Here is a 14,130-nt window from a genome sequence, read left to right as displayed (position 1 = left end):
GGCGGTGCCTGGACGAGCCTGAGTGCAACACCGTCGCACACCCTGGGAGAACTCGTGTTCGTCGCGCTCCGCGAGCTGCGGTACGCCCGTGGCCGCTTCGCCCTGATCAGCGCCGTCGTCGTCCTCGTCGCCGCGCTCGTCACGTTCCTGTCCGCGCTGACCGCTGGGCTCGCGCGAGCCTCGGTGTCCGCGCTGACCGACCTGCCCGCCGACCACCTCGCCTTCGGCATGGCTGCGCACGACGACAAGCCGGACCTGACGTCGTCGCGCGTGACCCGCGACCAGTGGGAGCAGTGGTCATGGGTGTCGGGCGTGCGTCACGCCGAGCCGCTCGGGGTCGTGACGACGCGCGCCTCGGCGCACGGCACGACCGTCGCCGTCACGGCGCTCGGCGTGCGGGCCGGCTCGATGCTCGCCCCGGGCGGTGCTCCGACCTCGGGCCACGTCGTGCTCACGCAGCGGGGAGCCATGGCTCTCGGGGTCGCGGGCGGCGACGGCCTCGCGATCGACGGCGTGGCGCTGACGGTCTCACGCGTCGTGGACGACGACCAGCAGCTGGCGCACACGCCGGTCGTCTGGGTGTGGCTCGACGACTGGCAGACGTTCGGTGCACGGGATGGCGACGGCGGCCCGGTCGCGACGGTCGTCGCGCTCGACACCGACGGGTCCGCCATGCTCCCCGCGGCCGATGCGCGCGTCGGCACGACGACCGTGCCGATCGCCGACGCCCGCAGCGCGGTCTCGTCGTTCACCGCCGAGAACCTGTCGCTCACCACGATGCAGGCGTTCCTCGTCGCGATCTCCGCGCTCATCGTCGGTGCGTTCTTCACCGTGTGGACCATCGGCCGGCAGGGCGACGTGGCCGTGCTCAAGGCCCTCGGCGCCTCGACCCGCTACCTGCTGCGCGACGCGCTGGGCCAGGCGGCGCTCGTCCTCGTCGGCGCGGTGGCCGTGGGCACGGCGCTGGCGGCCGCGGCCGGCTCTGCGCTCGCGGACGTGATGCCCGTCCTCGTGTCACCCGCGACCACCGTCGCGCCCGCGGCCCTGCTCGTCGTCGTCGGGCTCGTCGGAGCCGCCGCGGCCATCGCCCGCATCACCCGTACCGACCCGCATGCGGCGCTCGCCGCCAGATGAGAGGCGCACCGATGGACCTGCACCTGAACGACCTCACCCTCGTCTACCCCGACGGCGACGCGGTGCTCACCGCGGTGGACGGTGTCACCCTCCACGTGCCGGCCGGCACGACGACCGCCCTGCTCGGCCCTTCGGGCGCCGGGAAGTCGAGCCTGCTCGCCGTCGCGGCGGGGCTCACCCGCCCGACCTCCGGGAACGTCGCGTTCGGGGAGCAGGTCGTGCTGACGTCGAGCACGAGCCGGGCCGACGCGACACGTGTGCGCCTCGAGCGGGTCGGCATCGTCTTCCAGGCTCCCCAGCTCATCGCCTCGCTCACGGCGCTCGAGCAGATCGAGCTGCACGCCCACCTGGGTGGCCGACGTCCGGCGAGCGTCCGTGACGAGGCCATGCAGCTGCTCGACGCCGTCGGTCTCGCGGAACAGGCCCATCGCCGGCCGGCGCACCTGTCCGGCGGTCAGCGCCAGCGGATCGCGATCGCGCGCGCGCTCGTCGGCCGGCCGGACGTGCTGCTCGTGGACGAACCGACGTCCGCGCTGGACCACGATCGCGGCACGCTCGTCGTCGAGCTGCTGACGAGCCTTGCGCACGAGCTCGGCGCAGCGACCCTGCTGATCTCGCACGACGCGTCGACGCTCGGATCGGTCGACGCGACCGTACGGATCGTCGACGGGCGCCTCGCGGAGGCGGACTCCTTGGTGTGACGGTTCTGGCCCGGGCTCGGTCAGACCTCGCGGAGCATCGTGTCGGAGTCTCCGTTGCGACCGACGACGACGAACCCGTGCCGCTCGTACAGCCTGCGCGCGCCGGTGTTGCCGTCCTCCACGCTCAGGCTCAGCGCGCGCCACCCGAGCTCGCGTGCGAGGTCGATGCAGCCGACGAGCAGCGCGCAGCCGATCCCGCGTCCGCGGTGGGTCGCCGCGACGCCGAGCCCGAGCTCCGGGACGTCGTCCGCCACGTACCCGTACCCGGGCTCGCTCGCCGGCAGCGCGCGTGCCCAGACGGCTCCGACGGCGGGGGAGTCGTGCGGGTCGTCGTGCCCGTCGTCGTCCAAGGCCACCAACCCGAGGTCCCCGGGCCGCATCCACCCGCCGAGGTACCGCGCGGTGTGGCTGTCGGAGACCACCTCGTCACGCGTGAAGCGCGCGGTGCCGTCCCAGTTGAACGCCTCGAGAAGCATGTCGTGGAGCAGGTCGAGGTCGTCCGTCGTCGCCCGGCGCAGGTGCATGGCGTCGGGTCAGGTGATCGTCGAGCCGGAGCGGACGAACGCCTTGCCAAGGAAGAAGATGCTGTGCGCCTTGCCGGTCCAGAAGCTCGCGCCGGTGTTCTTCGTGATCGTCGAGTGCGTGATCTTCAGCGTGCCGGTCCGGTCGTTGCTCACGTAGAAGACGCCCGGGCCGCCCTCGGGGGAGCGGTTGCGCTGGATCGTCGTGCGGTCGACCGTCACGGACTGCTTGGTCCCGTCGAAGTACACCGCGCCGCCGTTGCCGCCCTTGCCCGACGAGGCTCCGCTGCCCGTCGCGACGTTGTCGGTCAGGGTGCTCCCGCGCAGCAGCATCGGTGCCTGCAGCGAGGAGACCGCGCCACCGTTCGCGCAGCGGTTGCGCACGAAGGTCGAGTCGAGCAGGCGCGCGGTCACGCGCTGGCCGACGAGGCGCACCGCCCCGCCGCCCGCGTCGGAGTCGCGCTTGACGCACCGGTTGTCGCGGAACGTCACGTGCTGCACGGTCAGGCGGCCACCCCGCATCGCGATCGCCCCGCCGCCCCGCAGGTCGTCGAGCCGGTGGCCCTTCCAGGTGGGTGCCTTGCTGGCGTCACCCTTCTGCATGACGAGGTCCTTCACGACGACGTGCGGCGTCTTCTGCCTGTCGCAGTGCGCGTCGAGCCAGCCGAACCGCTCCTCGCACGCGTTGGCGTACAGGATCGGCCGCTTGCCCGCGCCGGAGAGCGTGACCTTGCCGCCGCCGTCGAGCACCAGCTTCTCGACCACCTTCGCCGAGCGGTCCTGCCACGGGTGCTTGCAGGTGGTGGTGTTGCAGACGACGAGCGTGCGGTCGAGCGTGATCGTCACCGGCTTGCTCCCGCACCGGAACCTCACGGTGCCGCCGCGCTGGACCGCCTTGGCCAGCGCGGCCGGCGTGCAGGACTTCGCGGTGCCCTTGCCGACGTACGTGACGTCGGCCGTCGGCGCGGCGGCGGTCGCAGCGGACGTCGACGCCAGCGCGGTCACGACGAGCGCGGCGATCCAGGCGAGGCGACGAAGCATGAGCGCACGGTAGCGCGCACCGGCCCGACGACCGCTACCTACGTGACGAGCCCGGCGACCCGCAGGATCTCGTCGACCACGCGCGCGACCGGCGCGGTGGCGTCGATCGCGACGCCGACCGGCACGGTCTCCTTCGTCGAGTGCCACCGCGCGATGAGCGCACGGTCGGTCGGGACGCCGTCGCGCCACTCGTCGTCCGGCCGCGCGTCGAGCCGTCGGTGCAGCGTGTCCAGGTCGACCTCGAGCACGAAGACGCCGTCGAACGCGTCGACGAACTGCGAGAGGTTCCGCGACCCGCCGCAGAAGAAGGTGACCGCCTCGTCGTGGTCCGCGACGAGCGCTCGGACCTTCGCGGCGTCCCACACGTGGTCGTCGCGGCCGCTCGTCTCGAACGGCTCGCCCGTGCGCGCGTCGCCCGCGTACGCCAGCTCGCGGTCGCCGTGCACGGCGTGGAAGCCGCGTCGCTGCAGCTCGTCGGCCACGGTCGTCTTGCCCGTGCCCGACAGCCCTTCGACGAGGTAGTTGGCCCGGCCCACGTGCGGGAGACTAGCGCGCAGGCGGAGCCATGCTCTCGCCGGTGCACGCACGTCGGGCACGACGAGAGGACACCACGATGCCCAGGCCACCGCTCCCGCCCGACGTCGCCGCGCTGCTCGCGCGCCCCAACCCGGCCGTCATGGCGACGATCCACCCCGCCGGCCACCCGGTGACGGTGGCCACGTGGTACCTGCTCGAGGACGACGGTCGGGTGCTGCTCAACCTCGACGCAGAGCGAGCCCGGCTCGAGCACCTGAGGAGGGACCCGCACGTCTCGCTCACCGCGCTCGCGGAGGGCGACTGGTACACGCACGTGAGCGTGCAGGGGCGGGTCGTCGAGATCCGCGACGACGTCGACCTGGTCGACATCGACCGGCTCTCGGACCGCTACGGCGGGCGGCCGTACCCGGTGCGTGACCGGGCGCGGGTCAGCGTGCTCGTGGAGATCGACCACTGGCACGGGTGGGGTGCGGCGCGCTCGTCCTGAGCGGTCGAGACGGTGGTCGGCGCCCGAGGCGCGGGCCGACGGGCTCAGGCCCAGGAGAAGGCGGGCGGGAACACCAGCACGACGACCGCGGCCCAGGCGGCGTAGACCGGCAGGTAGCGGGTCTGCCAGCGTTCGACGGCGTCGAACGTGCCGCGCCCGCGCAGGAACCGCCACAGCAGCCACCCGGTGCCCACGAGGTGCACGCACAGCACCACGTCGAGCCCGAAGGCGGCGAGCTTGTTGGCCGTCCAGCCGGCGTCCGCGATCCTCGTGACCATCGCGGTCAGCGCGAGCACGTTGACGGCGAGGGCGACCACGACGAGCACCAGCTGGAGCCGGTCGAACAGCCGTGCCGGGGCGAGGGGGTCGCGCGCGCTGATCGAGTACAGCAGCAGCCCGAGCACCAGCAGCAGCATGGCGTCCATGAGGGTCAGCAGGTCGCGGTCGACGGTGGCGAGCGGGGCGCCTGCGAGCAGCGCGACGAACGTGGCGGCCAGCAGCACGATCGTCAGCGGGGTGAACACCCTGGTCAGGACGGGTGCCATGTTCTCCACCACGCTCTTCTTCGCCTCGACCAGCCAGGCCGCCACGAAGAACGCTCCGGGTACCGCGAACGGCATGAGCCAGGTCTGCACGAAGGTCGAGACGTCGATGTCCACCGCGCCGAAGGTCGCGAACAGCAGGGCCAGCAGCACGCCGCCGCCCAGCGCGATCAGCGCGAAGTAGACGACGAGCTCGCCCGTGAACCGCACGAAGTCCATCCGTTGCTCGTGCTCGCGCCAGCGCCCGCCGGCGTAGGCGACGCCGAGCAGCAGCCACAGGAGCACCGGCAGGTGCGCGGCGGCCAGCACGAGTGTCGTCGCCGGTGCGTCGGGCACGTCGACGAAGGGGTACAGGTTCACGGCCAGGGCGACGGCTGCCGTGAGGCCGACGAGGGTCGCGACGACCAGGCGGGACGGCCGCCGCGACCACGCGAAGTACGCCGCGAGGAACGGGAGGACCGCGAAGCCGACGTCGAGACCGAATCGTGCCCCGTCGCCCAGCGCGAGCAGCGCCTTGACCGCGATGCCGGCGCACACGGCGAGCGCGACGAGCACACCGAGGTCGCGCCAGCGGCGGTCGTTCGTGGTCGCCTGCGGCACGAGCACGAGCTGCTTCCACAGTCGCTCCGAGTGCTCGCGGGCGAACTCGCGCGAGACGTCGTCGAGGTTGCCCATGCGCCGCACGGCCACGAGGAACGCCTCGTCGTCGTCGAGACCTCCCGCCCGCAGGTCGGCGACCCGGCCACGCAGGTTGTCCTCGAGCTCCGCGGCGTCGTCGGCCGTGATGGCCCTGCGCCGCAGCACCCAGTCGCGCCACTGGCCGATCTGGTCCTCGAGGTCGCTCATGCCCACGCCCCCGCCGCGTCGGGGCCCTGCAGCGTGCTCCACACCTGACGGAGCGCGTCGGCGACGACGTCCCACTGGGCCTGGCGCTGCCCCAGGGTGTCCCGGCCGGCGGCGGTCAGCGCGTAGTGCTTGCGCCTGCGGCCCGCCTCGGCGTCCCAGCGTGCGCTGACCCAGCCGTTGCGCTCGAGGCGGTGGAGCAGGGGGTAGAGCATGCCGTCGGTCCACTGCATCTGGCCGTCGGAGAGCTCGGCGACCCTCTTGAGGATCGCGTAGCCGTGCAGGTCGCCGTCGGCGAGGATGCCGAGCACCAGCGGTGTGGCCGACGCCGCCACCAGGTCCTTGTCGATGTGCATGTGCTGCTCCGATGCCTTGAGGTACTAGGGATGGTACCCCTAGATCTGCAAGTGGTCGTCAGCAGTACACCATGGCCTGTATTCAGCAATCGATGTACTGTCCGACGTCATGGAGACCGCGACCCTGACGCACACGGCAGCTCTCGTCCGGCTGGGGCACGCGATGTCGGACGGCACCCGCGCGCGGATCCTGCTCGCACTGCGGGAGGCGCCCGCGTACCCGTCCGACCTCGCGGACGCGCTCGGCGTCTCGCGCCAGGTGATGTCCAACCAGCTCGCGTGCCTGCGCGGGTGCGGCCTGGTCGAACCCATCCCGGACGGGCGGCGGACGTGGTACCGCCTCGCGGACCCCCACCTCACGCAGGCGCTCAACGACATGCTCCAGCTCGTCCTCGTCGTCGACCCGGAGTGCTGCGGGCCCGACTGTGCGTGCGGCCGATGAGCGCCCTGTCCATCGGGCCGCGACCGCTCGACACCGAGCGACGCCGGGTCCTGGAGCGCCGGATCCGGTGGGTCGTCGGCGCGACGATCAGCTACAACGTCGTCGAGGCGGTCGTCGCCCTGGCGTCCGGCACCGCGGCGTCGTCCACGGCTCTCGTGGCGTTCGGGCTCGACTCCGTGGTCGAGGTGCTCTCCGCGGTCGCGGTCGCGTGGCAGTTCGCCGCGCCCGCCCCCGAGACACGCGAACGCGCCGCGTTGCGCACGATCGCGCTCTCGTTCTTCGGCCTTGCGGCCTTCGTCGCCGCCGACGCCGGCAGGTCGCTGCTCGGCGCTCGCCAACCGGACCACTCGACGGTCGGGATCGCGCTGGCGGCCGTCTCCTTGGCCGTCATGCCCGGGCTGTCGTGGTTCGAGCGCCGGACCGGACGCGAGCTGGGCTCCGCCTCCGCGGTCGCGGACTCCCACCAGACCCTCATCTGCTCCTACCTGTCCGCGGTCCTGCTGGTCGGTCTCGTGCTCGACAGCGCGATGGGCTGGTGGTGGGCCGACCCGGTGGCTGCGCTGGTCATCGCCGCGTTCGCGGTCCGGGAGGCGATCGAGGCCTGGCGCGGCGACGCCTGCTGCGCCCCCGCGTCGGCCCTCGTCGACCCCGCGGCCTGCCGGGACGACTGTTGCCGTCCCGGCGAGTAGGGCGCGCGCCGCACCGCACGCCCGCCCGGCGCGCCTGGGGGACACTGGAGGACAAGCTGTCGCCTGACGAGGAGTTCACCGTGCCGCAGGGAGTTGTCCGCTGGTTCGACGCCGAACGGGGGTTCGGGTTCCTGGACCTCGGTGAGGGTGCCGACGACCTGTTCGTGCACGCGTCGGAGGTCGTCGGCGACGACGGCCCCCGCGTGCTCCGCGAGGGCCAGGAGGTCGAGTTCGAGGTCGGCGAGGGCGACCGCGGCCCGCAGGCGCGCAACGTGCGCGTGACCGGCGACGTCGCGTCCGACGCACCGCTCGGCGTGCTCGGGACCGTCGCCTGGTACGAGTCGACCAAGGGGTACGGCTTCGTCATCCCCGACGACGGCCGGCCGCAGATCTTCGTCCACAGCTCCGCGATCGTCGGCGGCGGGGTGATCCGGGACGGACAGCGGGTCGCGTTCCTCGTCGTCGATGGCGAGAAGGGCCCGCAGGCCGACCACCTGCTGCCGCTGGCCGCCCGCGTCGAGGCGCCCGACGGCGCCGACGGGACCGTGACGTTCTTCGATGCCGACAAGGGGTTCGGCTTCATCTCGCCCGACGGCGGCGGCGAGGACGTGTTCGTGCACGTCCGGTCCCTGCTCGGGGGGCTGCGCGAGCTGTCCGAGGGCGACCGCGTCGCGTTCGAGTCCGCGCCCGGCGAGCGCGGCCCGCAGGCCCGGGACGTGTCCCTCGTCGGCGGCGCGCCTCGACGGTCCGCACCTGCGGCCGCGCGCGGCCGCTCCGACCGCGCCCGCCCCACCGCTGGCGCCGCGCGCGGCGGCCTGGGCGTCGTCGCGCGCTACGACGCGGACCGCGGGTTCGGCTTCATCACGCCCGACGACGGTGGCGACGACCTGTTCGTGCACGTCTCCGTGGTCCGGGGCGACGAGGTGCTGGAGGAAGGCGACCGCGTCCGCTTCGCGGTGCGCCAGAGCGACCGGGGACCCCAGGCGGACCGCGTCGAGCTGGTGTGACGCTGGGCTCGCACGGGGCGGCTCCCGACGTCAGGAGCGCACGGGGAGGGACTCGAGCCACGTCTGCCAGGTGGGCTCCTCGCGACGCACGTACTCGGGTGCGTCCACGGAGAAGAAGTAGGCGCGGACGACGGCTAGCGCGGTGCCACCCTCCTCGGCCCACGCGACCACGCTGAGGATGCCCGGCACCGGTGCGGCGAGCCTCACGACGGCGTGCCGGTCGCCGATCCGCTCGGTGGTCCCGGTCGTGCCGTTCACCTCGACGGTCGCGCCCTCGCTCGTGAGCCCCAGCTCGTCGCGCAGCGTCGACCAGAGCGAGGCCTCGTCGCCCGGCCTGGACGCACTGACCTCCAGCTGCGTCGCCTCCTGCCCTGCGAAGTCCCGCAGGTAGACGCGCAGGTTGTCGAAGGACGGGAGCCAGCCGGGCGCCAGGGTGTCCCACCACTCCTGCTCCCAGGCCGCGCCGGTGCCGAACCCGCTGCTGGTGACCCGGACGACGCACGTGCCGCCGGACCGCGCCTCGACGACGAACTCCGACGTCAGCGGGCTCAGCTCGTCGGGGTCCTTGCCCATCAGGGCGGCCCAGTCCTCCTCGTACTCGAGGCGACGCGGCGGGTCCCAGCCGGTGACGCGTCCGTCCGAGCCCGTCTCGGGGCCCATCGCGAAGTGGAGGGAGCCGCCCTCGCGTTCCTCCAGGTCGGTGGGGAGGAACCACGCGCTCATGCCCTTGGCCGTCGCGATCGCCTCCCAGACCTGCTGCGGGGTCCCGGGGACCTCGACGCTGAACTCCAGGCGGTACGGGACGTCGGTGGTCGTGCTCATGACTCCTCCTCGGGTACGGGGTGCGAGGCGACGACGAGCCGGTGCGGCCGCCCGTCGTCGTGGTGGTAGCGCGCGGCCAGGTCGAGCACCGCGGCGGTGAGGTCGTCGGCGAAGGCGGACCGGTCGGCGGCCGACCGGAAGCCGATGGTGGTGTCGACGGTCAGCGTGGGCAGCCGCTCGCCGGAGCGAGCCGCGCGCCGCGCGAGGACGCCGACCTCCCGCACCACTCGTCCTGCCAGCGCGACCAGGTAGGCCGCCGAGCGGCGGTCGGCGCTCGCTCCGGGATCGGCGGCGGATGCGGTGACCGCCGCGGGCGAGACGACGAACGCTGCGGCCGAGGCCTGCAGCACGCGCTCGGTGATGCCGCCGTGGTGGCGCTCCTCGGCCAGCTCCACCAGCCCGTGCGCCTCGAGCGACCGCAGGTGGTAGTTGACCTTCTGCCGCGTGATCCCGACGCGCGCGGCGAGCCCGGCCGCCGATGCGGGGACGCTCAGCTCGCGGAGCAGCATGGCCCGGACGGGGTCCAGCGCGACGGCGGCGGCGTCGGGGTCCTCGATGACGGCGATGTCCTGCATGCGATAGACGGTGCCCCTTGACAAGTATTCTTGTCAAGGGGTCGACGGCAGCGGCGCCGCGCGACTCAGCTGTGCGGTGCGGCCGGAGGCGGCGGGGTCCACCCCATCGCGGCCCGCGAGCCACGAAGGACCGCGCTCGCGGGGGTCAGGCGCATGAGGCCGTTGCGGAGGCCCTGCCGCCATCCTCCGCCGAGGTGCGACCCGAACCGTCCGGACGCGACCGCCGACCGCGCGAGGGCGCGGCACCTCGGCCGACGAACGGCGTCGAACTCGTCGAGCGCGGGAGCCAGACGCCCGCCGGCCGCGACGGGCGAGCCCACGAGGAGGCCGACGCACAGCCCGTCCTCGAGAGCGGTGGCGGCGCCCTGCCCCATCGTCGGGAGGGTGCCGTGGGCCGCGTCCCCGACCATGACGACGCGGCCCGCGGTGTAGCGGGGCAGGCCGCCCGGCAGGTGGTGGACGTCGTGGCGCATGACCGCACCGGGCGGCGTCGCGCCGAGCACCTCCAGCACCGGGGGCGCCCATCCTGCGAATCGGCTGCGGGCGGCCGCGAGCTCGTCGTGCACGGGCAGTCGCTCAGGCATCGCGACGTACCCGTACCAGTAGGTCTCGTCCTCGGCGACGCGCAGGATGCCGAACTCGGCGTGCGGGCCCCAGTACTGCCGCAGGGCCTCGTCGCCGAACGTGCCGGGGGTGACCGCACGCCAGCTGGAGTAGCCGCTGTACACGGGCCGGCTCGCGGGGAACAGCGACCGGCGTACCGCGCTGCTCATGCCGTCCGCCCCGACCACCAGGTCGGCCCGCCTGTCGTCGACGACGGCTGGTGCGCCGTCGGGGTCCCCGGGCCCGACGGTCGTGACGGTGGCTCCCGTCTGCACCTCGACCCCGCAGTCGGCCGCCCGGCGCAGCAGCGCCGAGTGCAGGCGACGACGATGGACACCGATCAGGGCGACGGCCTCGCGCATCGCTGGGGTGTCCGCCAGCTCGAGGATCGCCCGCCCGTGCAGGTCCCAGGTGCCGCCCGCCCGGGTGGGGTAGCCGAGGGCCGCGACGTCGTCGTCGTCGAATCCCAGCCCCCTGAAGGCGGCGACCGCGTTGCCGGACATCGCAAGCCCGGCCCCGACCTCGCCCAGGTCCGCCGACCTCTCGAGCACCGTGACCTGCCACCCCGTGCGCGCGAGCGAGATCGCCGACGCCAGGCCGGCGATCCCGGCACCCACGACGATCGCCGTGCATCCCATGCCGACCTCCTCGAGAGGGCGGGTCGTCCTGCGTTGCGGGCGACCGTGGTGGTACGCATGCTGCCGCACTCCCGTCCTCGGCGCCGAGCGCGTCGACGGGCGACGACGCCGTCGAGCCTCTCCGTCAGCGAGGCGGTTCCGTCGTCGGCCGAGCCAGCCGGAGCTCGTTCCCGTCAGGGTCGGTGAGCGTGACGACACCGTCGCGCCCACCCTCGCGGCCGGCGCCCAGCCCGACGAGGCGCGCAGCCGCCGCGTCGGGGTCGGTGGCGACGAGGTCGAGGCGCTGGCGGCTCCCCTCGTGCCGGCGGGTGGCGGGCTCGCCGCCCCAGGAGACCTTCGTGCCGCCCGCCGGCGACTGCACCGCGGTCTCGTCGTCCTGGTCCCACACGAGCGGCCACCCGAGTGCGTCGCGCCAGAACAGCCCGACCTCGCGGGTTCCCTCGCACGTCACCTCGCCGAGCGGCCCGCAGCCGGCGAGGAAGCGGTTGCCGGGCTCGATGACGCAGAACGCGTTGCCGCCCGGGTCGGCGAGGACGACGTGCGGCTCGTCGGGGAGCTGGCCGACGTCGAGGTGGGTGCCGCCGAGGCTCAGCGCCGTCTCGACGGTGCGGCGCTGGTCGTCGAGGCTCTCGCTCGTGACGTGCAGGTGCAGGTGGCTGCGCCTGATTTCGTCTGCCGGCGTCGCGACGAAGCGCAGCCCGACCTGCGTCTCGTCGCCCGGCAGCAGGGCGCCGGTCGCCTCGGGGACCACGGTCCGGCCCAGCAGCCGCGCCCAGAAGGTTGCTACCGCGCCGGGCTCGACGACGTCGAACGCCACTGCCTCCAGATGCACGGTCATCGCCCCACGGTACGAATCGGCGCTCCGGGACGGTCAAGGCGAAATCGGGGCTCCGCCCATAGCGCTCGCCGACGAGGCCGGTCTCCGCTCAGCGCGCGGCGACGACCCGGAGGCCGGGCACCTGGGACATCGCGGCGTCGGCGGTCACGAGCGCGACGCCTTCGATCACCGCCTGCGCGACCAGCAGGCGGTCGAACGGGTCGCGATGGTCCCAGCCCATGGACCCGGCGAGCAGCGCGTGCTCAGTGGAGATCGGCAGCTCGTCGGCGCTGATCTCGCGCAGCCACGACGCCCAGGCCGGCACGAGCGTGTGGCCGATGTCGAGCTTGCCGAGCCGCGTCTTCGTCGCGACCTCCATCGCGCTCGCTGCCGAGACGAGCACGCGGTTCCGGGGGTCGCCGAGGGCGTCCCGCACGTCGGCCGCGAGCCTGCCCGGCGAACCCCAGAGCCACAGGACGACGTGCGTGTCCAGCAGGTAGCTCACTCCCATGCCGCGAGCTCGTCGTCCGGCAGCGGCTCCGAGAACGAGTCGGGCACCTCGAACTCGAGGCCTCCGAAGGGCCGACGCCACGAGGTGTCGATCGGGACGAGCCGTGCGACGGGGGAGCCCGCGCGGGCCACGACGACCTCCTCGCCACGCTCGACGCGCGCGAGGAGCTCGGACAGCCGCGTCTTGGCCTCCTGCACGTTGACTGTCGTCATGACCGGCAGGCTAGGTTGACCAGACCAGGCTGGTCAATGGCGAGCCCGCTGGCGGATCGGTGCACGAATCCGGCTCACGTGCGCTTCGAGTCCAACGGGCATCGCATCCAAGCGGTCAGGGATCTCGAGGTCTCGGAGGCGCAGGTGTAGGAACTCAGCGGAGTTGTCCGAGGTCCGAAGCCCCGACCTGCGGTTGGACAAGTAGGTGAGACGAACCGTGTCTCACCTACTTGTCCGAATCCTCGTCCCGGACCGCAACGAGGGCATCGCGGCAAGGTGGACTCGTCTAGCCAGTGTCGCCACCGGGCACCAGCAAGGCGGTTGCGGTGATCGATTGTTGCCGCCGACACTGGGTGCGGCCCCGTCGCTGCAACGACGAGGCCGCACCCAGAGCTAGTTGGGCTCGAGCGTGATGGAGACCGAGCCACGGGACCATGTGACGGTCAGTCGAAATCCGCGCTTCACGAGCATCACCTCCTTCTCCTGGGTCGGTAGAACCTGTCGGGGCCGGGCCAGGCGGCTCGGCCCCGACGTCGCCCATGATTCCCGGAAAGTCGCGAAGCACCAAGGCCGAACTTCGACCATCTGAGCGGGTTCGAACAGCCGATACAGCGGGCTAAATTGCGGTGCGAGCCGTAGACGTAGACGCTCTGAGCGCAACCCGTGTACCATCGCAGCGACCCACTTTCTCGGGTTCACGTGCAGGTACGGCTGTAGGCCTTGACGGCATGACCCCATTGACCCCGCTACAGCAGCGGAGGGGGCTCAGATGGTCAGTCAGTTTAGGAGGGCGGCCGTGGGAGCTCTCACCGTGACGGCCAAGAGGCTGCTCGCCGAAGCGGTCAAGGCGTCAGGCCGCAAAGCGACGGTGCAGATCGCGGGGGAGTATGCGTGGAAGCAGACTCCGAGCCAGTCGTCGACCGACCTCTCGAAGCTGTTCGCGCTCGGCGAGGTGCCGATGAAGCTCTACCTCACCCTTGTCATGCTGACTCGCAAGCCCCCGCACGTGCTCTATCGTGCCCGGCCCGACCACTACTGGGCCGAGATGCTGGGCTATGAGGAGCTTGACGATCGTCGCCCTACGCCGGGCGCGGGCACGCGACGCATCAAGCGAGCGTTTGCGGTGTTGGGCAGCGCGGGACCTCGCGGCGCGAGCATGGTGACACGCACGCCGGAGCCCGGGTACGGCGCTCGGATCACCGTCCCCATCCATCCTCCGCAGCCGCCGAAGACGCTGCGGGGGCCGTACATCACGATCCCGATCGAGTTGTGGTCTCGCGGCTGGATCAACGTTCTGTCAGCTCGAGCACTCTTCGTCTACCTGTGTCTACGACTGGTGCTCGCCGGCAGACCCGAGGCCGAGGGGGCCCACGTCTCCATCTGGGACAGGGAGAACTTCTGCATCAAGGACGACACCTGGGAGCGTGGCTTCAGGGACCTCGAGGCGCTTGGCCTGGCGAGGGCCAAGGTGGAGGACGAGGTGCAGGCCGATCGCTGGTCCACGGACCGCCTGTACAAGCGCAAGGTGTACTACCTCAACAGGACGTTTCTCGAGACGACTGATGCCCCCGACGGAGCGGACGACTTGGTCGACGGCGGTGTGGCAGGCGTGCCAGACCACCAGACCGCCCGGTAGACGATGGTCTCGCGCT

General features: G+C 72.6%; 18 protein-coding genes. 7 read left to right on the top strand and 11 right to left on the bottom strand.

Going from position 1 to position 14,130, the window contains the following annotated elements; translation table 11 throughout:
* The first annotated feature begins 54 nt into the window (after positions 1 to 54).
* Positions 55 to 1,134: an FtsX-like permease family protein gene (locus AW16_RS0104215; RefSeq protein WP_029288395.1), complete on the top strand. Its 1,080-nt coding sequence runs from the start codon at positions 55 to 57 to the stop codon at positions 1,132 to 1,134.
* Between the two features lie 11 nt (positions 1,135 to 1,145).
* Entirely contained in the window at positions 1,146 to 1,835 is a 690-nt protein-coding gene (locus tag AW16_RS0104210) for an ABC transporter ATP-binding protein (RefSeq protein ID WP_029288450.1), read from the top strand.
* A gap of 20 nt (positions 1,836 to 1,855) precedes the next feature.
* On the opposite strand, the gene AW16_RS0104205 is transcribed toward AW16_RS0104210, so the two are convergent.
* The 3 genes from AW16_RS0104205 to AW16_RS0104195 are packed head-to-tail and all read right to left on the bottom strand — an operon-like array spanning position 1,856 to position 3,933.
* Positions 1,856 to 2,359 (bottom strand): GNAT family N-acetyltransferase, encoded by a 504-nt coding sequence (locus AW16_RS0104205; protein WP_029288399.1) that lies wholly within the window; start codon positions 2,357 to 2,359, stop codon positions 1,856 to 1,858.
* 9 nt (positions 2,360 to 2,368) lie between these two features.
* Positions 2,369 to 3,397: a right-handed parallel beta-helix repeat-containing protein gene (locus AW16_RS0104200; RefSeq protein WP_051681654.1), complete on the bottom strand. Its 1,029-nt coding sequence runs from the start codon at positions 3,395 to 3,397 to the stop codon at positions 2,369 to 2,371.
* A 38-nt stretch (positions 3,398 to 3,435) separates the two neighbouring features.
* On the bottom strand, positions 3,436 to 3,933 hold the full coding sequence (locus AW16_RS0104195) for an AAA family ATPase (RefSeq protein ID WP_029288402.1): 498 nt from the start codon (positions 3,931 to 3,933) through the stop codon (positions 3,436 to 3,438).
* A 77-nt stretch (positions 3,934 to 4,010) separates the two neighbouring features.
* Between AW16_RS0104195 and AW16_RS0104190 the strand changes: the two genes are divergently transcribed.
* Positions 4,011 to 4,421 carry a TIGR03618 family F420-dependent PPOX class oxidoreductase gene (locus AW16_RS0104190; RefSeq protein ID WP_029288404.1) on the top strand — a complete coding sequence of 137 codons (411 nt, stop codon included), beginning with the start codon at positions 4,011 to 4,013 and terminating at the stop codon, positions 4,419 to 4,421.
* 44 nt (positions 4,422 to 4,465) lie between these two features.
* Here AW16_RS0104190 and AW16_RS0104185 read toward each other — a convergent pair whose 3' ends face one another.
* Entirely contained in the window at positions 4,466 to 5,809 is a 1,344-nt protein-coding gene (locus AW16_RS0104185) for a permease prefix domain 1-containing protein (protein ID WP_029288406.1), read from the bottom strand.
* Positions 5,806 to 6,162, bottom strand: a complete 357-nt coding sequence (locus AW16_RS0104180) for a PadR family transcriptional regulator (protein WP_029288408.1) — start codon at positions 6,160 to 6,162, stop codon at positions 5,806 to 5,808. Before AW16_RS0104180 ends, AW16_RS0104185 begins: the two co-directional genes overlap by 4 nt.
* A 109-nt stretch (positions 6,163 to 6,271) precedes the next feature.
* Here AW16_RS0104180 and AW16_RS0104175 point away from each other — a divergent pair, with 109 nt between their 5' ends.
* The 3 genes from AW16_RS0104175 to AW16_RS0104165 all read left to right on the top strand — a co-directional run bounded on the left by AW16_RS0104175 (position 6,272) and on the right by AW16_RS0104165 (position 8,300).
* Positions 6,272 to 6,604, top strand: a complete 333-nt coding sequence (locus AW16_RS0104175) for a helix-turn-helix transcriptional regulator (RefSeq protein ID WP_029288409.1) — start codon at positions 6,272 to 6,274, stop codon at positions 6,602 to 6,604.
* Complete coding sequence (locus AW16_RS0104170) at positions 6,601 to 7,293, top strand: cation diffusion facilitator family transporter (RefSeq protein ID WP_029288411.1); 693 nt, start codon at positions 6,601 to 6,603, stop codon at positions 7,291 to 7,293. Before AW16_RS0104175 ends, AW16_RS0104170 begins: the two co-directional genes overlap by 4 nt.
* 80 nt (positions 7,294 to 7,373) lie before the next feature.
* Positions 7,374 to 8,300 (top strand): cold-shock protein, encoded by a 927-nt coding sequence (locus AW16_RS0104165; protein ID WP_029288413.1) that lies wholly within the window; start codon positions 7,374 to 7,376, stop codon positions 8,298 to 8,300.
* A 30-nt stretch (positions 8,301 to 8,330) separates the two neighbouring features.
* Here AW16_RS0104165 and AW16_RS17515 read toward each other — a convergent pair whose 3' ends face one another.
* The 6 genes from AW16_RS17515 to AW16_RS0104135 all read right to left on the bottom strand — a co-directional run bounded on the left by AW16_RS17515 (position 8,331) and on the right by AW16_RS0104135 (position 12,478).
* Positions 8,331 to 9,122, bottom strand: coding sequence for an SRPBCC domain-containing protein (locus AW16_RS17515; protein ID WP_029288414.1), 792 nt, complete (start codon positions 9,120 to 9,122; stop codon positions 8,331 to 8,333).
* Positions 9,119 to 9,697: a helix-turn-helix domain-containing protein gene (locus tag AW16_RS0104155; protein ID WP_029288416.1), complete on the bottom strand. Its 579-nt coding sequence runs from the start codon at positions 9,695 to 9,697 to the stop codon at positions 9,119 to 9,121. Before AW16_RS0104155 ends, AW16_RS17515 begins: the two co-directional genes overlap by 4 nt.
* A gap of 65 nt (positions 9,698 to 9,762) precedes the next feature.
* On the bottom strand, positions 9,763 to 10,938 hold the full coding sequence (locus AW16_RS0104150) for an NAD(P)/FAD-dependent oxidoreductase (RefSeq protein WP_029288417.1): 1,176 nt from the start codon (positions 10,936 to 10,938) through the stop codon (positions 9,763 to 9,765).
* Positions 10,939 to 11,062: 124 nt separating this feature from the next.
* Positions 11,063 to 11,776, bottom strand: coding sequence for a VOC family protein (locus AW16_RS0104145; RefSeq protein WP_029288419.1), 714 nt, complete (start codon positions 11,774 to 11,776; stop codon positions 11,063 to 11,065).
* 88 nt (positions 11,777 to 11,864) lie between these two features.
* On the bottom strand, positions 11,865 to 12,266 hold the full coding sequence (locus AW16_RS0104140; protein WP_029288420.1) for a type II toxin-antitoxin system VapC family toxin: 402 nt from the start codon (positions 12,264 to 12,266) through the stop codon (positions 11,865 to 11,867).
* Complete coding sequence (locus AW16_RS0104135; protein ID WP_029288422.1) at positions 12,257 to 12,478, bottom strand: type II toxin-antitoxin system Phd/YefM family antitoxin; 222 nt, start codon at positions 12,476 to 12,478, stop codon at positions 12,257 to 12,259. The genes AW16_RS0104140 and AW16_RS0104135 overlap by 10 nt, the downstream gene beginning before the upstream one ends.
* A gap of 796 nt (positions 12,479 to 13,274) precedes the next feature.
* On the opposite strand from AW16_RS0104135, the gene AW16_RS0104130 reads away from it, so the two are divergent.
* Positions 13,275 to 14,114, top strand: a complete 840-nt coding sequence (locus AW16_RS0104130) for a hypothetical protein (RefSeq protein ID WP_197021556.1) — start codon at positions 13,275 to 13,277, stop codon at positions 14,112 to 14,114.
* The last annotated feature ends 16 nt before the right edge of the window (positions 14,115 to 14,130 follow it).

The organism is Cellulomonas sp. HZM (assembly GCF_000708885.1).
Taxonomy (GTDB): Bacteria; Actinomycetota; Actinomycetes; order Actinomycetales; family Cellulomonadaceae; genus Cellulomonas.
The sequence above is the reverse complement of the archived record's forward strand: the minus strand, read 5'-3'. Positions and strand labels throughout refer to the sequence as shown.